The organism is Methylobacterium sp. Gmos1, from assembly GCF_053764715.1.
Map to the genome: position 1 here is coordinate 85,682 of NZ_JBSNCC010000016.1, position 20,234 is coordinate 105,915.

General features: G+C 72.6%; 14 protein-coding genes. 6 read left to right on the top strand and 8 right to left on the bottom strand.

From position 1 onward, the window contains the following. Positions 1–134 precede the first annotated feature (134 nt). The 7 genes from ACS5PV_RS24760 to ACS5PV_RS24790 all read right to left on the bottom strand — a co-directional run bounded on the left by ACS5PV_RS24760 (position 135) and on the right by ACS5PV_RS24790 (position 8,268). Positions 135–1,514 carry a sulfatase family protein gene (locus ACS5PV_RS24760; protein WP_455398007.1) on the bottom strand — a complete coding sequence of 460 codons (1,380 nt, stop codon included), beginning with the start codon at positions 1,512–1,514 and terminating at the stop codon, positions 135–137. A gap of 91 nt (positions 1,515–1,605) precedes the next feature. Continuing rightward, positions 1,606–2,082: a VOC family protein gene (locus ACS5PV_RS24765; protein WP_455398008.1), complete on the bottom strand. Its 477-nt coding sequence runs from the start codon at positions 2,080–2,082 to the stop codon at positions 1,606–1,608. A gap of 19 nt (positions 2,083–2,101) precedes the next feature. Next, the gene (locus tag ACS5PV_RS24770; RefSeq protein WP_455398009.1) at positions 2,102–2,566 is read right to left on the bottom strand and encodes an SRPBCC family protein; all 465 of its coding nucleotides are present in this window, start codon (positions 2,564–2,566) and stop codon (positions 2,102–2,104) included. A 59-nt stretch (positions 2,567–2,625) separates the two neighbouring features. Further along, positions 2,626–3,036 carry a VOC family protein gene (locus tag ACS5PV_RS24775; protein ID WP_455398010.1) on the bottom strand — a complete coding sequence of 137 codons (411 nt, stop codon included), beginning with the start codon at positions 3,034–3,036 and terminating at the stop codon, positions 2,626–2,628. A gap of 82 nt (positions 3,037–3,118) precedes the next feature. Continuing rightward, positions 3,119–4,381 carry an RNA polymerase sigma factor gene (locus ACS5PV_RS24780; protein WP_455398011.1) on the bottom strand — a complete coding sequence of 421 codons (1,263 nt, stop codon included), beginning with the start codon at positions 4,379–4,381 and terminating at the stop codon, positions 3,119–3,121. Continuing rightward, the gene (locus ACS5PV_RS24785; protein WP_455398012.1) at positions 4,378–4,767 is read right to left on the bottom strand and encodes a YciI family protein; all 390 of its coding nucleotides are present in this window, start codon (positions 4,765–4,767) and stop codon (positions 4,378–4,380) included. Before ACS5PV_RS24785 ends, ACS5PV_RS24780 begins: the two co-directional genes overlap by 4 nt. A 231-nt stretch (positions 4,768–4,998) precedes the next feature. Further along, a complete protein-coding gene (locus tag ACS5PV_RS24790; protein ID WP_455398013.1) occupies positions 4,999–8,268 on the bottom strand; it encodes an Rne/Rng family ribonuclease in 3,270 nt (1,089 codons plus the stop codon). Positions 8,269–9,029: 761 nt separating this feature from the next. Between ACS5PV_RS24790 and ACS5PV_RS24795 the strand changes: the two genes are divergently transcribed. The 6 genes from ACS5PV_RS24795 (at position 9,030) to prfB (ending at position 17,477) form a co-directional block, all read left to right on the top strand. Next, positions 9,030–10,340: an N-acetylmuramoyl-L-alanine amidase gene (locus ACS5PV_RS24795; protein WP_455398014.1), complete on the top strand. Its 1,311-nt coding sequence runs from the start codon at positions 9,030–9,032 to the stop codon at positions 10,338–10,340. Between the two features lie 194 nt (positions 10,341–10,534). Then, positions 10,535–12,964 (top strand): penicillin-binding protein 1A, encoded by a 2,430-nt coding sequence (locus tag ACS5PV_RS24800; RefSeq protein ID WP_455398015.1) that lies wholly within the window; start codon positions 10,535–10,537, stop codon positions 12,962–12,964. 281 nt (positions 12,965–13,245) lie between these two features. After that, positions 13,246–15,513, top strand: coding sequence for an HAD-IIIC family phosphatase (locus ACS5PV_RS24805; RefSeq protein ID WP_455398016.1), 2,268 nt, complete (start codon positions 13,246–13,248; stop codon positions 15,511–15,513). A gap of 107 nt (positions 15,514–15,620) precedes the next feature. Then, positions 15,621–15,899 (top strand): AbrB/MazE/SpoVT family DNA-binding domain-containing protein, encoded by a 279-nt coding sequence (locus tag ACS5PV_RS24810; RefSeq protein ID WP_455398017.1) that lies wholly within the window; start codon positions 15,621–15,623, stop codon positions 15,897–15,899. Continuing rightward, positions 15,899–16,270: a type II toxin-antitoxin system PemK/MazF family toxin gene (locus ACS5PV_RS24815; protein ID WP_455398018.1), complete on the top strand. Its 372-nt coding sequence runs from the start codon at positions 15,899–15,901 to the stop codon at positions 16,268–16,270. The genes ACS5PV_RS24810 and ACS5PV_RS24815 overlap by 1 nt, the downstream gene beginning before the upstream one ends. Before the next feature lie 78 nt (positions 16,271–16,348). Then, positions 16,349–17,477 (top strand): peptide chain release factor 2 gene (prfB, locus tag ACS5PV_RS24820; protein WP_455398019.1). Its coding sequence is split into 2 segments (ribosomal slippage): positions 16,349–16,417 and positions 16,419–17,477, totalling 1,128 coding nucleotides; the frame shifts between segments, so codons are not numbered across the junction. A gap of 174 nt (positions 17,478–17,651) precedes the next feature. Here prfB and ACS5PV_RS24825 read toward each other — a convergent pair. Next, positions 17,652–20,108 carry a caspase family protein gene (locus tag ACS5PV_RS24825; RefSeq protein WP_455398020.1) on the bottom strand — a complete coding sequence of 819 codons (2,457 nt, stop codon included), beginning with the start codon at positions 20,106–20,108 and terminating at the stop codon, positions 17,652–17,654. Positions 20,109–20,234: the final 126 nt, after the last annotated feature.

Below are 20,234 nucleotides of genomic sequence, written 5' to 3' on the forward strand. Positions count from 1 at the left end.
TTCGATGGGCTCGTCTCGATGTCCATCCCCACCGTGTCGTCCCGGGTCCCGCCGCGCGGCTCCGGGATGACGGGGAGCCCCCTGAAAAGCCGGCTCGCGGGTATGCAGGGCCGCACCGTCCACGCACCGAGCCGTCATTTCGCCGGCGGTGGCGCCACCCCGAAGTGGTCCGCCAGCTGCGCGCCCGTATAGGTCTCCGAGAAGCTGTCGGCCCGCTCCGGCAGCATGGTCGCATTCCAGGCCGCCCACGCCGACTGGAGCCGCGAGAAATCCTCCGGGCGCCGGGCCTTGAGGTTTGCCCGCTCAAGCGGGTCGGCGACGACGTCGAACAGGAAGGTCTGGTCGCGGATCTTGAGGTACTTGAGGTCGCCGTCGCGCATCGCCGCCTGCGCGTTGGCGCGGTAGCGCCAGTGGAAGGTGCGCGGGCGCTCCGGCGCCGCGCCGGTCAGGATCGGCAGGAGATCGATGCCGTCCGACGGGTAGGCGGGGTCCGGCGGCGCGCCGGCGGCGGATAGAAGCGTCGGCAGCCAGTCCATGCTGATCATCGGCTGGGCCGAGACCGCTCCTGCCCCGAGCCGCCGCGGCCACGACACGATCGCCGGGATGCGCAGGCCCCCCTCCAGCAATTCGGTCTTGCGGCCGGTGAAGGGCCAGGTGTCGGAGAAGCGCTCGCCGCCATTGTCGCTCGTGAACACCACGATCGTGTCCTCGGCGATCCCGTTCTCCTCCAGCGCGTCGAGGACGCGGCCGATCTGGGCGTCCATCTCGGCGACGATGCGCCGGTAGGTCGCCTGGGTGCCGCCGTCGAAGTGACGCAGGTTGCTGCCGGCGATCCGGCGCGATTCGGCCTCGTCGTCGGGCGTCTCCCACGGCCAGTGCGGGGCGTTGAAGTGCAGGCTGAGGAAGAACGGGCGTCCGGCCTTGGCCGAGGCCGCGATCGTCTCGACTGCCCGCCGGCCCAGGAGATGGGTGGCGTAGCCGACCTCCTCGATCCGCACGTCGCCGTCCCACAGGTCCGGCTTGTCGTCGGTGCCGCGGTGGCTGAAATAGTCGATGGTGCCGCCGCGAAAGCCCCAGAACGCGTCGTAGCCGCGCTGCAACGGCCCGTAATCCTGCACGCTGCCGAGGTGCCACTTGCCGACGAGCGCCGTGCGGTAGCCGGCCCGGTGCAGGAGCCCCGGCAGGGTCGGGTGGTCGGCCGGCAGGCCGCCGGTGAAGCGGGTCGAGACCGGCTCCTCGAGCCCGACCGGCAGCCGGTACTGGTAGCGCCCGGTGATCAGCGCCGTGCGGGTGGCCGAGCACACCGCCGAGTTGGCGTAGGCCTGCGTGAAGCGCACGCCCCGCGCGGCGATCCGGTCGATATGTGGGGTGGCGAGGTCGGGCCGGCCGTAGCAGGCGACGTCGGCGTAGCCGAGGTCGTCGGCCATGATGAAGACGATGTTGGGCGCTTGCCCCGCCCGGGCCGCCCGCGACCCGGCGAGCGCCGCCGCCCCGGCGACCGCACTGCTCAGCACGCGCCTCCGCGTCACGCCCGCCATGCCGATCCCCCCTGATTGTTGGTTCGATGCTACGGGGCGGCGGACCGTGGGGCAACCGGCGGACGGATCAGCCCGCGGCCGCCCGCTCCAGCGCCGCGGCGTCGATCCGGACCATGCCCTGCATCGCGGCAAACACCCGGGCGGCGATCGCCGGGTCCGGATCGGCGAGGAGCCGCGGCAGGATCTCGGGAAAGATCTGCCAGGGCACGCCCCAGCGGTCGCGCAGCCAGCCGCACTGGATCTCGCTGCCGCCGCCCGTGATCAGCGCGTCCCAGAGCCGGTCGATCTCGGCCTGGTCCGGGCAGGCGACCGCGATCGAGGCGGCGGTGCCGTACTCGGCGGTGCTGCCGCCGTTCAGCGCCTGGAAGCTCTGCCCGCCGAGGGTGAAGCTCACCAGGATCGCGGCGCCGGGCTCGCCCCCGGGCCAGGGGCCCGGCGCGCGCAGGATCGGCCCGATCCGCGAACCCGGAACGAGGGCGACGTAGGTGCGCACGGCCTCCTCGGCGTCGCGCGCGAACCACAGGCAGGTGCTGACGGTCGCCATGGTGCGTTCTCCCCTGGGGTCAGAGCCGGGCGGCGAGGTCGGCGAGCTGGTCGGCGCAGCGGCCCCAGCCGTCGTGGAACCCCATCGCCTCGTGGGCGGCGCGGTCCTCCGCGCTCCAGTGCCGGGCGAGCGCCGTGTAGCGGGTGGCGTCCCCTTCCGCCGCGAAGGTGATGATGCCGGTGAAGAACGGCTTCTGCGCCGGCTCCCAGGCGCGCGTGTAGGCGTCGGTGAAGACGATGCGGGCGTTCTCGACGAGCTCGAGATAGACGCCGCTGCTGGCGAACTCCGTCCCGTCCGGGCCGCGCATGACGATGCGGGTCGCCCCGCCGGGGCGAAGCTCGGTCTCCGCCTGCGCCACCGTGAAGGGCTTGGGGGCGAACCACTGCTTGATCAGCGCCGGTTCGGTCCAGGCCCGGTAGAGCGCGGCCGGCGGGGCGGGGATGAGGCGGGTGAGGACGAGGTCGCGTCCGGTCGGATCGGTCATCGGTCGGGGCTTCCGGGCGAGGGGAGGGGGACCGGTCGGGCCCGGTCCCGGCGTCAGGGTCAGCGCTTGTGCTGGTTCATCGCCCAGACGACGCCGAAGGGGTCGCGCAGCTGGCCGTAGCGGTCGCCCCAGAACATCTCGGCCGGCGGCCTCACCGCGGTGGCGCCGGCCGCGACGGCGTGGGCGTAGCGGGCGTCGATGTCCTCGACCATCAGGGTCAGGGTGAAGGCCTGCGGCGCCTGGAGCGTCGCGCCGTGCTCGGGAAACGCGTCGCTCAGCATCAGCGACGAGCCGTTGACGTGGAGGTGCACGTGCGGCGTCCGGCCCTGCGGATCGGCCGGCATCGCCGCGACGATCTCGGCGCCGAAGGCGCGGACGTAGAACTCGGCCGCCTTCAGGGCGCCGTCCAGCATCAGGTAGGTGACGAGGCCGCCCTTCACGGGGGCGATGCTCGGGGTGTCGTCGCTCATGTGGTCCTCTCCTCGGCCGGGCCGGTTTTCGCGCGGCCTCGCTTCAAGGACGGGCGGGTCCGGCGCGTCCCGACAGCCTAGGTCAGATTTTTTCGGGTTCGTCTTGCGTAAGTCGGTCGAGCTGGCGGCGGATATGCGCGGCCTCGGCCGGGGTGCCGGCGAGCGCGATCGCCCAGCCCATCGCCTCGCGGGCCTCGGCAGCCCGGCCGAGCTGCATCAGCAGGGCGCCGCGCAGGCCGTGGAAGTGGAAGTAGCCGTGAAGCGGCCCGGCCAGGGGCTCGATAAGGGCGAGCCCGGCCGCCGGACCGCCGACCTTGGCGGTCGCGACCGCCCGGTTGAGCGTCACGACCGGCGAGGGCTGCATCCGCTCCAGCGCGGCGTAGAGCGCGTCGATCCCCGCCCAGTCGGTGTCGGCGGGCCGGCCGGCGCGGGCGTGGAGCGCCGCGATCGCCGCCTGCACCTGGTAGGGGCCGGGGGTGCGGTGGCGCATCGCCTTGTCGACCAGGGCCAGGCCCTCGGCGATCACGGGGCGGCGCCACAGCCCGCGATCCTGGTCGTCCAGCAGGACGATCTCGCCGTCGGCGTCGAAGCGCGCGGGCGACCGGGCGTGCTGGAGCAGCATCAGCGCGAGGAGGCCCATCACCTCCGGATCGGTGGGAAACAGCCGCAGGAGCAGCCGGCCTAGGCGGATCGCCTCGTCGCAGAGAGCCGCCCGCTCCGAGCCGGTGGCCGCCGAGTAGCCGGCGTTGAACACGAGGTAGAGCATCGCCGCCACGGCATCGAGCCGCGCCGCCCGCTCGGCCGGCCCAGGCGTCCCGTATGGCACCGGGCTCCGGGCGATGCGGGCCTTGGCGCGGGTGAGGCGCTGCTCCATCGCCGCCTCCGAGACCAGGAAGGCGCGCGCGATGCGCGCGACACCGAGTCCCGAGACGACGCGGAGTGCCAGCGCGACCTGCTGCGTCGCCGGCAGCTCCGGATGGCAGCAGATGAACAGGAGCCGCAGGATGTCGTCGCGGTAGGCCTGCGCGTCGATTGCCTCGGCGAGCGGCGTCTCGGCGTCGTCGAGCTCCGACAGCGCCTCGTCCTCGGGCAGGGGCGCCTCGCGGGCCACGCGGCGACGGCCGTCGAGGGCGGCGTTGCGCCCGACCAGGATCAGCCAGGCCGCCACGTCCCGCGGCGGGCCGGTGCGGGGCCAGGTGCGCAGCGCCCGCAGGCTCGCGTCCTGAAACGCCTCCTCGGCGGTGTCGAGGTCGCGAAACACCCGCAGCAGGGCGGCGACCACCCGCGGCCGCGCCGCTGCGAGGGCGCCGGCGAGCCAGGCGGCGTCGGGCGAGGCCTCGCTCACCGGGATCCCGCCGCGGGGATCGGGCGGGGGTCGGGATTGTAGAGCAGGACCGGGCGCAGCTCGTAGGCGCCGCCCGGATTGGCGCTCGCGAGGTCGCGGGCGATTCCCAGCGCCTCGTCGAGGTCGGCGACGTCGACGACGTAGAAGCCGAGCAGCTGCTCCTTGGTCTCGGCGAAGGGGCCGTCGATGACGAGCGGCGGCTCGCTCGCCTTGCGCAGGGTGGTGGCGGCGGTGGTCGGCAAGAGCCGCAGCGAGGGCCCGAGCTGGCCCCGGCGCTCCAGCCGCTCGTGGACGTGCCCCAGCCGCTCCATCACGGCCTCGTCCTCCGCCGCGCTCCAGGCGGCGACGACGTCCTCGTCCTTGTAGCACAGGATGGCGTAGAGCATGGGCGGTCCTCCCTCTTGCCAGGACGCGCGGCGCGGCGCGACTCCGACGAGGATCGCCGAAAATTCCCCGAGCGGCCAACCGGCTCGCGTTCGCGGCCGCGCCGACCCCTCGGCGGCGGGATCGGCGGCGTCGACCCGAACGAGACGGGCCGCGCCCCTCCCGGAGCGCGGCCCGCCGCGAATCGTCATGCTGCCTATGGGACGGGCCCGACGCCCGTCCCGAGGATCAGGTCACTCGCCGCCGATCGCCGCCTTGGTGCGGGACCACCAGCCGGCCCGCTTCGGACGGTCCGGATCGGGCGGGGTCAGCACGACCGCGACCGGCTCGGGCTCCGGCTCCGGTGCGGGGGCCTCGGGCGCCGGGGGAGCGTCCGCCGCCCGGGCGGGCTCGGACTCGCCGGCCGGGGCCTCGATCGCCTCGGCAGTCAGGGCCTCGCGCTCGACCGCCGGGAGATCGGGAGCCGGAAGGTCCGGCGCGGCGACCGGGCTGCCGACCGCCTCGGGCGCCGGGCCGGCGATCTCGTCGAGGGCGACGATCTCCTCGGCCAGCGCGTCCTGCACCAGGCTGCCGCCGGTCTCGCCCGGCTCGGCGCCGGCCACGACCTCGTCGCCGATCGTGCCGACATTCTCATCGAAGCGGTCGCGCCCGCGGCCGCCGCGGCGGCCGCGCCGGCGGCGCCGACTCAGTGCCTCCTCGCGGCTCTCGCGCTCGGGTGCCGCGCCGTCCTCGGTGATCGGGATCGATACGGCCTCGGAGCCCGGCTCGGCGGCCTCGTCCACCTCAGTCTCCTGGCCCTCGGCCTCGTCGGCCCCGCGCTCGCCCCGGCCGCGCCGGCGGCGACGCCGGCGGCGGCGCTTGCCCCCGCCCTCGTCCTCGCCGGGCGCGCCCTCGGCGGTCTCCGCCTCGCCCTCGCCCTCGGCCTCCGCATCGGCGTCGCTGTCGGCCTCGGCCTCCTCGACGATCTCCTCCTCGTCCTCGTCATCCTCCTCCAGCGGCGGCGGCAGCACCGCCTCGGCCCGGATGCTGGTGACGGGGCGCGGCTCGGGTCGCTGGGCGACGTCGCCGCGCTCGAGGTGGAAGGCCGAGGTGGCGGCCAGCCGCTCGTCGGCCGCGATGATGATCGCGACGCCGAACCGCGCCTCCAGCTCGGAGAGGTGGGCGCGCTTCTGGTTGAGGATGTAGAGCGCCACCTCGGTCCGGGTGCGCAGGATCAGGTTGTGGCTGCTCGACTTGATCAGCGCCTCCTCGATCGCCCGCAGGATCAGCAGGGCCACCGAGGCGGTCGCCCGCACGAACCCCGAGCCGCCGCAATGCGGGCAGGGCACCGAGGACGATTCGAGCACGCCGGTGCGGATGCGCTGGCGCGACATCTCCAAGAGGCCGAAGGGCGAGATCCGGCCGACCTGGATGCGGGCGCGGTCGTTCTTCAGGCACTCGTTCAGCTTCTTCTCGACGGCGCGGTTGTTCCGCTTCTCCTCCATGTCGATGAAGTCGATGACGATGAGCCCGGCGAGGTCGCGCAGGCGCAGCTGGCGCGCCACCTCCTCGGCGGCCTCCAGGTTGGTCTTGAACGCGGTATCCTCGATGTCGTGCTCGCGGGTGGCGCGCCCCGAGTTCACGTCGATCGAGACCAGGGCCTCGGTCGGGTTGATGACGAGGTAGCCGCCGGAGCGCAGGGAGACGTGGCTGGAGAACATCGCGTCGAGCTGCTGCTCGATCCCGAAGCGGGCGAAGACCGGCGTCGGGTCGCGGTAGGGCTTCACCACCTTCGACTGCGTCGGCATCAGCATCCGCATGAAGTCCTTGGCCTCGCGGTAGGCCTCCTCGCCCGCGACCAGAACCTCATCGATGTCCTTGTTGTAGAGGTCGCGGATGGCGCGCTTGATGAGCGAGCCCTCCTCGTAGACCAGAGCCGGCGCGGCCGACGACAGGGTGAGCTCGCGCACGCTCTCCCACAGCCGCATCAGGTACTCGAAGTCGCGCTTGATCTCCGGCTTGGTGCGCGAGGCGCCCGCCGTGCGCAGGATGACGCCCATCCCCTCGGGCACCTCGAGGTCAGTGGCGATCTCCTTCAGGCGCTTGCGGTCGGCCGCGCTGGTGATCTTGCGCGAGATGCCGCCGCCCCGGCCGGTATTGGGCATCAGCACCGAGTAGCGGCCGGCGAGCGACAGGTAGGTGGTGAGCGCCGCGCCCTTGGTGCCGCGCTCCTCCTTGACGACCTGGACCAGGATGACCTGCCGGCGCTTGATCACCTCCTGGATCTTGTAGTGCCGGCGCGGGGTGCGCGGCCGCTCGGGGATCTCGGCGAGCGCGTCGCCGCGGCCGCCGACCTGCTCGACGACCGGCTCCTCGTGGTCCTCGTCGTCGTCCTCGTCTTCCCCGTCGTCCTCGTCGTCGTCCTCGTCGTCGTCCTCGTCGGCGTCGTCCTCCGAGTCCTCGTCCGAATCGTCGTCCTCGTCCTCGTCGGACTCGTCCTCATCCTCGGCGGCGTCCGCGGCATCGACCGGCTGCGAGGCGGCGACGGGCTGGGGCAGGACGCCCTCGTCGGACGCCTCGGACGTAGCCTGGGACGCGGGCGCCTCGTCGGCGGCGGATGCGACGGGCGCCGGCTCCGCCGAGACGGCGGCGGCGATCGCCGGCGGCTCGGGCGCGACGTCGGTGACGCTGCCGCTCACAGTATCCTGCACCGGGGCGGCCTCGGCCGCTTGCGTCTCGCCGGCCTGCGCGTGGGCCTCGGCGGGGGCTTCCTGCGGGGACGAAGCCTCGGCCGGGTGCTCGTGAGCCGAATGTTCCTGAGTTGGGAATTCCTGGGCGGGAGCGTCTCCGGCCGGCGCCTCGGCGCGGTCCTGGGGCTCGCCCGCCGAGGCGGTCTCCTGCGCCGGGTGCTCGCCGGTCTCGGGCTCGAAGCCCTCCGGCCGCGGGGCCTCCTGCGCGGCGTCTTCCTGGGCGAAGGTCTCCTGCCCGATCATCGCCTGGGGGTGCGCGTCCTGCCAGCCGGTCGCCTCGGCGCCGTTCTCGTGGCCGTTCTCCTGCGCCTCCCCGGCGGGGGCGGTCACCACAGCGTCGGCCGGGCGCGACGAGGCCTCGGCCCGACGGCCGCGGCGGCGGCGGCGGCGCGGCTGGTCGCTGCGCTCAGCCCGCTCCGGACGCTCGCCGCGCTCCTGGCGCTCGCCGCGTTCCTGGCGCTCGGGCCGCTCCTCGTGCTCGCGCTCGGCCCGCGCCTCCTCCTCGAGGAGCGCCATCCGGTCGGCGATCGGGATCTGGTAGTAGTCGGGATGGATCTCGCTGAAGGCGAGGAAGCCGTGGCGGTTGCCGCCGTACTCGACGAAGGCGGCCTGCAGCGACGGCTCGACCCGCGTGACCTTGGCGAGATAGATGTTGCCGCGCAGCTGGCGGCGGCTAGCCGATTCGAAGTCGAATTCCTCGACCTTCGAACCCTTGACCGTCACCACCCGGGTCTCTTCCGGGTGGGCGGCATCGATGAGCATCTTGTTGGCCATGACGAACTTTCGGCATGGCGACCGACGGCAGCGCCGCTGGACGGGGGCATCCGGGAACGGATCCCGAGGACGAAAGCCCCGAGGATCCTGGCCGTGCGCGGGAGGACGAGCCTCCGTAGTCCGGTGCCGTCCCGGGCGCGGAATCTTGCGCCGGGAGGGCCGTCCCGTGCCGTGCCCGGTCGGGCGCGGCGGATGATGTCGTGCGGGGGGTGCCGTCAATCGCCGCTGCGCGCATCCACGCGCGCGAGGGGTTGACGAGGGCCGGGGGCAGGGGGCGCGGACGGGCGCGACGCCGGACGCGTGCGCCGGGGACGGCAGCTTCGAGACCGAAGGCTGTGCGTCCACGCATACTCCCACCGACCTTTCGAATCGAGGCGCCGGGACGCGAAGGTCCGGCCGCCGGTAAAAACGGGCGACGACGTTCACGAACGCCGCCGCGGATCAGCGACTCCTGCCCGGCTCGCGAGATCGTCGGACGATCCGCCGGCGGCCGGCCAGCGCCGAAGCCGCTGCGAAAGCGCCCGGGCGAGCCCGAGGTCCGCGGCGAAAAGCCGGCGGCAACGGGCAGGGGTCGTCATCATTACAGAGTGTCCGACGGGATTTGCAAGCATCATCGCCGGGGCGGAGGCCGGCGGCCCCGCCATCCCCTGTGTACCCGCGCGGCCACAGCCTCGCGCCGGCGATCCGGAGGCCTTCGCGAAGCGTTAACCATGGCGCGGTTATCGCGTAACCGGGATGCCGCTTGAGGTCGCCGCGAGACCATGCCGACACGCGCACGTCCGATCCGCCTGCTCGTCCGCGCCGCCCTGCTGGCCGCGGGCCTTCTCGCGCCGGCCGCAGCCGGCGCCACGCCCTCGGCGCCGGGCGCCGCCGCGGATCGCCCGGCGGAGCGGCCGGCGGTCGCCATCGCCGCCGAGACGGCGGTCATCCCGGAGGGCGGTACCCGCCTGACGGTGGTGCTGTCGCGCCCGGTCGAGGCGCGGGCCTTCGTGATGGAGCGGCCCGACCGCGCGATCGTCGACCTGCCCGAGGTCAATTTCCAGTTGCCGCCCGAGGCGGGGCGCAAGCGCGACGGCCTCGTCGCCTCCTACCGCTACGGCCTATTCGCGCCGGGGCGCTCGCGCATCGTCATCGACCTCGCCCAGGCCGCGACCGTGGCGCGGGTCGCCACCACCACCCGCCCGCGCGACGGGGCGACCCTGCTCACCATCGATCTTTCCCGCAGCGACCGCGAGGCCTTCCGGCGCGCCGCGCAGGCCCCCGAGCCCGCCCGCGCGGCCGAGGCGCCGGCCCGCGAGGGCGTCGATTCGCGCCCCCTCGTCATCGTCGATGCCGGCCATGGCGGCATCGATCCGGGGGCCATCGCGGGCAGCGGCGTCTACGAGAAGGACATCGTGTTCGGGGTGGCCCAAGGCCTCGTCCAGCGCCTCGAGGCCGGGGGCCGCATCCGGGTGCGGATGACCCGCGACCGCGACGTGTTCGTGCCGCTCAACGAGCGCGTGCGCATCGCCCGCGACACCCGCGCCGACCTGTTCGTGTCGATCCACGCCGATTCGATCTCGGCCGCGCCCCAGGTGCGCGGCGCCACCATCTATACCGGTTCGGAGAAGGCCACCGACGCCGAATCGGCCCGGCTCGCCGACCGCGAGAACAAGGCGGATGCCGCCGCCGGCGCCGACCAGGGCGACGGCCCGGGCGACGTCGCCGACATCCTCCAGGAGCTCACCCTGCGCGAGACCCGCGGCTTCTCGGCCCGCTTCGCCAAGGGGCTGTTCACCCGCCTCTCCGGCGTGATGGAGATGAGCGCGAAGCCCCACCGCGAGGCGGGGTTCCGGGTGCTGCGCTCGCCCGACGTGCCCTCGGTGCTGGTCGAGCTCGGCTACCTGTCGAGCAAGCGCGACCTCGATCTGCTGCTCTCCGAGGAGTGGCGCGCCAACGTCACCGGGCAGATGGCCGGGGCGATCGAGGCCTTCTTCGCCGGCCGCCTGCCGGCCACCGTGACCGCCCGCGGGGCCGACGCGCCCCGGCTCGGGCGCGCCGCCCAGATCGGACCCGCCCCAGTTTCACCATAGATCCCGTGTCGATAGGGCCTCGTCGGCCCCTCGCTGTCCTGGCTTTCGCACGCCTCTTCCGCTAAGCGCGGGGACGGCGTCCCGCGTCGCCATGGCTGTCGCGTTTTCCGTGAGGAGCCGTGCCCGGGCGTTGCCTCGGGCTTGAGTTTCGGGCCCCGTGGGGCCGCGCGGCATCATCGACGGATCGGGTTTCGATGCGCTTCATCCTCCGCTTCTTCGGCTTCCTGTTCAGCATCGCGGCGATGGCGGTCGTCATCGGTGCCGCGGTGGGCGGCTACTTCTTCTGGAAGTACTCGCGCGACCTGCCCGACCACGCGGCGCTCGCCAATTACGAGCCGCCGGTGATGACCCGGGTCCACGCCGCCGACGGCAGCCTGCTCGCGGAATATGCCCGCGAGCGCCGGCTCTACCTGCCAATCCAGGCGATGCCGAAGATCGTCATCGCGGCCTTCCTGTCGGCCGAGGACAAGAACTTCTACAAGCACGGCGGCATCGACCCCGAGGGCATCGTCCGGGCGATCCTGACCAACGCCTCGAGCGGCAAGAAGCAGGGTGCCTCGACCATCACCCAGCAGGTCGCCAAGAACTTCCTGCTCTCCTCCGAGCAGACCTTCGACCGCAAGGTCCGCGAGGCGCTGATCGCGCTGCGCATTGAATCGACCTACTCGAAGGACAAGATCCTCGAGCTCTACCTCAACGAGATCTTCCTCGGCACGATCGTTCCGGGCCGCAACCTGCACGGCATCGCCGCCGCAGCCCTCGATTATTTCGGCAAGTCGGTGCACGAGCTGACGATCCACGAGGCGGCCTATCTCGCGGCGCTGCCGAAGGGCCCGAACAACTACCACCCCTACCGCCGCACCCAGCAGGCGCTCGCGCGCCGCAACGAGATCATCGGCCTGATGGCCCAGAACGGGTACATCACCAAGGAGGAGGCCGAATCGGAGCGCAAGCTGCCGCTCGGCGTCAACCCGCGCAGCGTCTCGCCCAACACCGCCAACGCGAACTACTTCGCCGAGGAGGTCCGCCGCGAGATCTCCGAGCGCTACGGCGAGAAGAAGCTCTACGAGGGCGGCCTGTCGGTGCGCACCACCCTCGACCCGAAGATGCAGGCGATGGCCCGCCGCGCCCTCGTCGACGGCCTCGTGCGGTACGACCAGGCGAGAGGCTGGCGCGGGCCGAAGAGCCGGGTCGAGCTCGCCGGCCGCGACTGGGGCATGGCGGTGGCCGAGGTGCCGGCGCTCGGCGACGTGCAGCCCTGGCGTCTCGCCGTGGTGCTCGACACCTCGGGCGGCCGCGCCACGATCGGCCTGCAGCCGAAGCGCGAGAGCTCGGGGCAAGTCTCGCGGGACCGCGAGACCGGCATCATCACGGCGGAGGGCGTGCGCTGGACCGGCCGCAGCGTCGCCTCGGCGCTCAATTCCGGCGACGTGGTCTACGTCGAGCGGATGGAGGGCGCCGGCAACGCCTACCGCCTGCGCCAGATCCCGGAAGTGTCGGGCGCCATCGTCGCCATGGATCCCTATACGGGCCGCGTGCACGCGATGGTCGGCGGCTTCTCCTACGACGAGAGCGAGTTCAACCGCGCCACCCAGGCGATGCGCCAGCCCGGCTCGTCGTTCAAGCCGATCGTCTACTCGGCGGCGCTCGACAACGGCTACACCCCGTCCTCGATGGTGCTCGACACCCCGATCACCATCGAGGCGGGCCCCGGCCAGGAGGCCTGGACCCCGACCAACTACGGCGGCAAGGCCGGCGGCGGCCCCCACACCCTGCGCTACGGCATCGAGCACTCGAAGAACCTGATGACGGTGCGGCTCGCCAAGGACGTCGGCATGCCGCTGATCGCCGAGTATGCCCGCCGCTTCGGCGTCTACGACGACATGCTGCCCGTGCTGCCGATGTCGCTCGGCGCCGGCGAGACCACCGTGATGCGGATGGTCACCGCCTACTCGATGCTCGACAACGGCGGCCGGCGCATCCGCCCGACCCTGATCGACCGGATCCAGGACCGCAACGGCGAGACCATCTACCGCCACGACACCCGCAAGTGCATCGGCTGCGACGCCGAGAAGTGGTCGGGCCAGGACGAGCCGAAGCTGGTCGACGATTCCGAGCAGGTGCTGGACCCGCTCACCGCCTACCAGATCGTCTCGATCATGGAGGGCGTGGTCCAGCGCGGCACCGCCACGATCCTGAAGGAGATCGGCAAGCCGCTCGCCGGCAAGACCGGCACGACCAACGACTCCAAGGACGCCTGGTTCGTCGGCTTCTCGCCCGACCTCGCGGTCGGCATCTACATCGGCTACGACAAGCCGCGCTCGCTCGGCGACAGCGCCACCGGCGGCGGACTCGCCGCCCCGATCGCCCGCGACTTCCTGAAGGCCGCGCTCAAGGACAAGCCGCCGACGCCGTTCCGCGTGCCCCCGGGCATCAAGCTGATCCGCGTCAACGCCGCCACCGGCACCCGCGCGGGCGGATCGGAGGGGGGCCTGCTCGAGGCGTTCAAGCCCGGCACCGCCCCGCCGGACAGCTACTCGGCGCCGGCGAGTTCCCAGCCGGCGGCTCCCGCGGCGGTGCCGGCGGATGCGGACCGGGCGGCGCAGGCCGGCGGGCTGTACTGACGGGGTGAGATGCGGGCGGGGCCAGGGCCCCGCCCGTTTCGTGTCGGGGGTGCCGGTATGGTCGGCGCCCATACGACGACCGCTTGCTCAGTCGAAGACATAGGTGGAGCGGGCTTCTCCCTCTCCCCGCCTGAGCAGGGATTTCCGTAGGGAGAGGGGGAAGCCCGCTCCAGTTCCTGTCGTTGGGCGGCCCTGCCGCACGCGACAGGGTATCTCGTGCTTTATTCCAAGCTCGATCGAGCAAAAGCTTCATTAGCTGCGAAAGACGGACGCCTTCGGCGATGCTGCACCTGACCAAAAGCCTCCCGGCCCAGAAGCTCGTGGCGACCCGCTGGGCCTTCGCCACCGCCGAAGGCCACCCGCTATCGACGAACGTCCACTTCGCCCCCAACGGCGCGATCACCGGCGACGGCCCGCTCGGCGGCGACCGTTGGGCGATCGAGGGCGAGGAGTTTCACCTCGCCTCGGCCAAGGGCCAGGACTCGTGGCGCGCCGACCACCTCTACGTCCGCGACGGCAGCCTGCACGTCGCGTTGCGCGGGGTCGAGGATCCGGGCCGGGAGGCGCTGCTCTACGAGTGCACCCCCGACGGCCATCTCGGCTTCGGCGGCCAGGCCGGGCTGCCGGCGGGCGAGTTCCTGTTTCCCCGCGACCTCCAGGTCACGCCGACCGGCATCACCCGGGTACTGCTCGTCGGCTCGTGCCTGACCGAGCTCTATCAGCGCACCTACGCCCAGGCGATTCCCGAAGTCGCCTTCGACTACGTGCTGTTCAACAGCGCCAGCGACCTGCCGGCGAACCCGCCCCAGCCGGTCGCGGCTTACGACTTCCAGTACCTCCAGATCCCGCTGCGCACGGTGCTGACCGACCGGATCATCACCGGCGGGCGCATCTTCGATCCGGCCTTCCTGGAAGAAACCTATCGCGACGGCTGCGTGATGATCGACGCGATGCTGGAGGCCGGCCTCGCCTACAACCGGGCGCACGGGCTCCTGACCTTCGTGGCGACCTTCATCGTGCCGCAGCTCGACATCGCGGCGAGCCTCGACCGCCGCTCGGCCGACGGCGACCTCGCCTTCCTGATCCGGCGGCTGAACCACTACATCGCGCAAGCGATCAAGCCGTACCAGAACGTCTTCCTGTGCGACGTCGATGCGGTCGCCTCGAGCCTCGGCAAGCGCTACTTCCTCGACGACATCACCGGCTTCTTCGCCCACGGCTCCAACGTCCAGCAGGACGGGGTCGACCTGGTGCCCTCGGCCCGGATCGAGCCGGTGCCGCTCCTCAACACCTTCTACGAGTCGCGCCAGCGCGAGTTCCTGCTCGCGGTCTACGAGCAGGCGGTGGCGACCTACCGCACGGTCCGGCAGATCGACCAGGTCAAGGCGGTGATCTTCGACCTCGACAACACGCTCTGGCGCGGCCTGATCGCCGAGGATTTCCACCCCGACCGCTTCCCCTGGCCGCGCGGCGGCTGGCAGAACGGGATCTGGGAGGCGATCCAGCACCTGCGCGCCCGCGGCATCCTGGTCGCGGTGTGCTCCAAGAACGACCACCACATCGTCGAGGCGCACTGGGACAACGTCGTCGATCCGCCCTTCCTGAAGCTGTCCGACTTCGCGCTCGCCAAGATCAATTGGCAGCCCAAGGCCGAGAACGTCGCCGAGATCTGCCGCGCCTTCAACCTGACGCCGAAGAGCGTGGTGTTCGTCGACGACAACCCGGTCGAGCGGGAGGCGGTGCGCCACGCCCTGCCGGAGATCCGCACCATCGGCTCGAACCCCTACCTGACTCGCCGCATCCTGCTCTGGGCGCCCGAGCTGCAACTGCCCCGGCTCTCGGCCGAGGCCCGGTTGCGCGAGACCTCGATCCGAAACCAGGCCGCCCGCGAGGAGACCCGGGTGAAACTCAGCCGCGAGGAGTTCCTCGCCGGCCTCGGCTGCGCCGTCGCCTTCACCCGCGTCACCTCGCCCGACCAGCCGGAATTCCCGCGGGTGCTGGAACTCACCAACAAGACCAACCAGTTCAACACGACGGGCCGGCGCTGGACCCATCCCGAGATCCTGGCCTTCCTGGCCGAGGGCGGCGAGATCCACGCCTTCACGGTCAGGGACAAGTTTTCGGAGTACGGCCTCGTCGGCATCCTCTACGCCAGGGCCGGCGAGAGCGGCGCCGAGGTCGTGCAGTTCGTGATGAGCTGCCGCGTGCTCGGCATGGAGGTCGAGAAGGCGGCGCTCGCCTATCTCTGCGCCCGGCTGCGCGAGACCCGGCCCGCCTGCACCATCATCGGTCGGCTCGTCGAGACCCCGGCGAACGGGCCCTGCCGCGAGGTGTTCGCGCGCGCCGGCTTCGCGCCGGTGGAGGACGGCGACGGCCCCGCCTTCCGGCTCGCGCCGGACCAGGACGTCGTCGCCCCGGCCCACGTCGCTGTGACGCCCGATATCGGGCTGAAGCGGGCGGCGAACGACGCCTCGGGCCCGGCCGCGCCCGCGGCGCGGGCCGGCGGCCTGGGGTGGACCAAGCGGCTGTTCGGGCTCGGGCGGCGGTAGCGCCGACTGCGACGAGCCGGATGCCGGTTCGTCGCCTGGAGAGAATGGCCTTCGCTTAACCGCCCGATCCGTGCTACTTATGTAGCACAAAATTGGAAGGTAGGCGGATGTCGACCATCATGAAGGTGCGTCAGCAGGGCGGGGCGCGCGTTGTCACCCTGCCGGGCGCACTCCTCGAACGGATCGGCGCGGATGTCGGAACCGCCTTGGCGCTGGACGTGAAGGACGGGGCTATCGTGGCGGTCCCGGTCCAGGAAGAGACGGTGAAGCCTCGCCGACGCTACACGATGGCCGAGCTTCTGATCGGTGCCGAGCACCTGCCCGAGATCTACGACAGCATCGCAGGAGCGCTCGACGGCGATCCGGTCGGCCGCGAGCCGGGCTGATGGGATCTCGCCCGAAGGTTCCCAAGCGCGGCGAAATCTACTCCATCGATCCAAACCCGGTGGCCGGACGCGAGATGCGAGACCGGCACTACTGGATCGTGCTGACGCCCGAAGCCGTGAACGCCCACGGCGTCGCGGTCGCTGTCGCCATCTCCACCGCCGCGACGGGTGCCCGCGCCGCTGGCCTGACCGTCCGGGCGAGCGGGGGCGGCGTCACGGGTGTGGCGGTCTGCACGCATCTGCGCAGCTTCGACCTCCGAGCCCGGCTTGCGGACGGGACAGCGCGCCTTGCTGGCGTTGCTGATGCCGCGACGGTCGATGAGATCGCCTCCCGCGTCGCCAGCCTCATCGACCCCGCGCCCGAGACGTGAGCCCGCCCCGCCGTTTACACCCGCGCCCCCCGGCGCTATCACCCTGGCCCCACCCTCACGCGAGTGAACCCACACCAGATGCGCGCCGAGATCGAGCAACTCTCGGATGCCGCCAAGCAGTCGATCGGACTGCTGAGGAGGCATCTTTGACTGGGATACCGTTGACAAGCGCCTCGCGGAGCTGAACGCCCGCTCGGAGGACCCCTCGCTCTGGAACGATCCGGAGGAGGCCCAGAAGGTCATGCGCGAGCGCACGCAGCTCGACGAGGCCGTGACGGCGATCCGGCGCCTGGAGCAGGGGCTGGAGGACGGCGCGACGCTGATCGAACTCGGCGAGATGGAGGCGGATGCCGCCAGCATCCGTGAGGGCGAGGAGCAGATCCGCGCCGTGCAGGTCGAGGCGGCCCGCCGCCAGATCGAGACCCTGCTCTCCGGCGAGGCCGACGCCAACGACACCTACCTCGAGGTCCATGCCGGCGCCGGCGGCACCGAGAGCCAGGACTGGGCCAACATGCTCCAGCGCATGTATGCCCGCTGGGCCGAGCGCCGGAAGTACAAGGTCGACATCGTCGAGTGGGCCGACGGCGAAGAGGCCGGGATCAAGGGCGCCACGCTCCTGATCAAGGGCCACAACGCCTATGGCTGGCTGAAGACCGAGTCGGGCGTCCACCGCCTGGTGCGGATCTCGCCCTACGATTCCAACGCCCGGCGGCACACCAGCTTTGCCAGCGTCTGGGTCTACCCGGTCATCGACGACCGGATCACGATCGAGATCAAGGAGTCGGACTGCCGGATCGACACCTACCGCTCGTCGGGCGCGGGCGGCCAGCACGTCAACACCACCGATTCGGCGGTGCGCATCACCCACAACCCGACGGGAATCGTGGTGGCGTGCCAGCAGGAGCGCTCGCAGCACAAGAACCGGGCCACCGCCTGGAACATGCTGCGCGCCCGGCTCTACGAGCTCGAACTGAAGAAGCGCGAGGAGAAGGCCAACGCCGAGGCGGCCTCGAAGACCGATATCGGCTGGGGCCACCAGATCCGCTCCTACGTGCTCCAGCCCTATCAGCTGGTGAAGGACCTGCGCACCGGTGCCCAGTCGACCAGCCCCGACGACGTCCTCGACGGCGACATCGACGACCTGATCGAGGCGTCGCTCGCCCACCGGGTCTATGGCGGGGCCGAGGCGGTCGAAGACATCGACTGACATCGTTCGGGTTCTGGATGACGCGAACGGGCGCGGTCCCTTCTCCGAAGCGGGGGAGGGGCTGCGCCCGTTGCGTTTTCGCCTAGGCCCTGAGTGCGGTTCCCTCGGCCGACGGCCGTTGAAAACGACCTCTGGTTCCGCGACGAACCGGTGTCCGGTTCGTCGGAAAACGCTCTACCGGCAGGGCGGTGCGCCCGGATGCCCGCAGCCATGGCCCGGCGGCGGGGCGTGGGGGGCCTGTCGCGGCGCGGCCTGGGGCGGCTGCATCGGCTGTGGCCGCGGCGCCATCATCTGCGGCTGGCGCAGGGCCTGGGCCTGCTGGCGCCGCATCGCGTCCTGCATCTGCTGCTGCTGGCGCTGCATCATCTGCTGCGCCTCGACGCGCTGGCGGCCTTGCGCCTGCTGGGCCTGCATCATCTGCTGGCGCTGCATCGCCTGCTGGCGCACCTGCTGCTCCATCCGCATCCGGTGCAACACGTCGTCGGGCCGCGGCGCCCGGGCGGGGGCGGCCATGCGGGGCGCGGACGCGCCCGGGGGCGGCATCGGCGGTCGCGGGGCTTGCGCGGGAGCGACCATCCGCGGCGGCTGGACCGGGCGCGAGGGCACGACCGGGGGCCGCACGCCTTGAGGCTGCAAGCCCTGCGGCGGTGCCGCGGCGGCCGGTCCCTGCGGGGGACGGGCGGCGAGCGCGGGCTGGCCCGGCGTGCCCGTCGGTTGCGCGACGGCCGGCGGGATCCGGCCGGGAGCCTGACCGGGCGCTTGGCCAGGGGGCGCTTGGCCAGGGGTCTGCCCAGGAGCCTGATTTGGTCCCTGACTGGGAATCTGGCCGAGCCCGACGGGCCGCCCGCCCGGCTGGGGACCGCCGGGCCGGCCGGCGACGGCCGGCAGCGGCGTGCCGCCGGCGCCGGGCAGCGCCTGCGCGGGGTTCGGGCGCGGTCCGGCCGGGGCCTGGGACGGGATCTGGCCAGGAAGTGCCTGACCCGGCAGGCCCGGCCGCAGGGCGGTCGCGCCGGGAGGCGGTCCCCCGATCGGCCCGCCGGCGCGCGGGATCTGGCCCGGCGCGCCCTGGTTCGGTGCGGTCCGGGGATCGGGCCGGAGTGCCGCCTTCTGGGCGAGGGCCGGCGGCAGGGCGACCCGGGAGGCGGCGGCCCCGAGCGCCGCGCCCGCGACCGTGCCAACCACCGGCGCGAGGCGGGAGGCGCCGGGCTGCAGCGGCTCGGGGGCGTGCTCGTTCACGACCGTGGTGGTCTGGACGTGCAGGTTCTGGAACAGCACCGGGTTCGGCGGCGGCACCACGGCAGGTGGGGCGACGACGTAGGTCGGCACCGGCACGTAGGCCGGCACCGGCAGGAGGTAGGCCTCGACCTGCGGCGGAGGCGGGGCCAGCTCGACCAGCACGGTCGGCCGCGGCGGCAGGAAGGCGATGGGCGGCGGCGGCAGGGCGTAGGCCGGGTCGTCGAGGTAGAGGGCCGGGCGCTCGACGTAGATCACCTCGTCGGGCGGGGGCGGCGGCACGTCGTAGGCGAGCACGGGATAGTCTGGCGGCGGTGCGAGGGCGGCGGCGAGCGCCGAGAGGCGCCGGCGCGCGTCCCAGGCATGCGGCCCGCGCGGATAGCGGCCGAGATACGACCAGTACGCCTCCGGCGTGTTGGCGAGCGCGGAGCGCCGCCAGGTCAGGGCCTCGCGCCGGGCCGCGATGATCGCCCGCACGCGCCGGCTGAGCGGGTCGTGCGGATAGGCGGCGACGAACTCCTCGTATCCCGCGAGCGTGTCGCGGCCGAGGCAGGCGGCGTAGGCCTCGCGCGCGCCGATCTCGCCCAGCGGCTTCTGCGGCGGCGCGAACCCGGCGAGCGACGGCGCCCCGGCCTCGCGCTCAAGGAACACGAACGGCGCCTCGATGCGCGACGCGCTCCACGGCACCTCGGCCCCGCGGGTCGCCTCCGCCACCCGCAGCCGCACCCGCTCGAACAGGGCGGCGGGCGCGAGGCCGCCCTCGCGGATCATCTCGACGAGCGCCAGGGCGTAGGCGCCGTAGGGTCCGGTCTCCGCCGGGCCGACGGTGCCGGGGGCGGCATTGTAGGCGATCAGGCTGCCGGGCTCGGCCTCGACGAGCGGCAGGCCGCCGGCGAGCGGATCGCCGCGCAGGCGGAACGGCGCGGTCCGGGCCGCGTCGAGCACCACGAAGCGGGCCTTGAGCGGCAGCGCGGCCAGGCGCTTGACGTAGTCCGAGACCCGCAGGGCCTGGAGCGGCACGTCGGAGGCGGTCTCGATCCGGGCGTCGACGGGGGCGAGATAGGCCTCGTTCTCGAGTTGCAGCCCGTAGCCGGCGAGGTACACGAACGCCACCGCGTCCGAGCCGGCGGCCGCGGCCTTGTCGGTGAAGTCGCGTAAGCTGCGGCGCAAGGAATCCTCGTCGAGGTCGCGGGCGCCGACGACGTCGAACCCCGCCGCCTGCAGGGTCTGGGCGACGAGGCCGGCATCGTTGGCGGCGGTCGGGATCGCGCCGCCCGCATAGGCGCCGTTGCCGACGACGAGGGCGATTCGCCGCTCGGCCGCGGCCGAGGGCAGCGCGGTGGCGAGGAGACCCGCCAGGGCCGCGAGGGCAAGAAGCAGGGGTCGGAGCGGCGGCATGGCGTTTGCCCTCCCGTGGCGGACGATCGAAGTCGGAGCGTTCGCTCCGGGTTTTCGCGTTGGATCGCCTCGGATCCGGGCAGCACCGTGGCGTGCCCCATCTCGGACCGTCGCGCTTGAACCGGC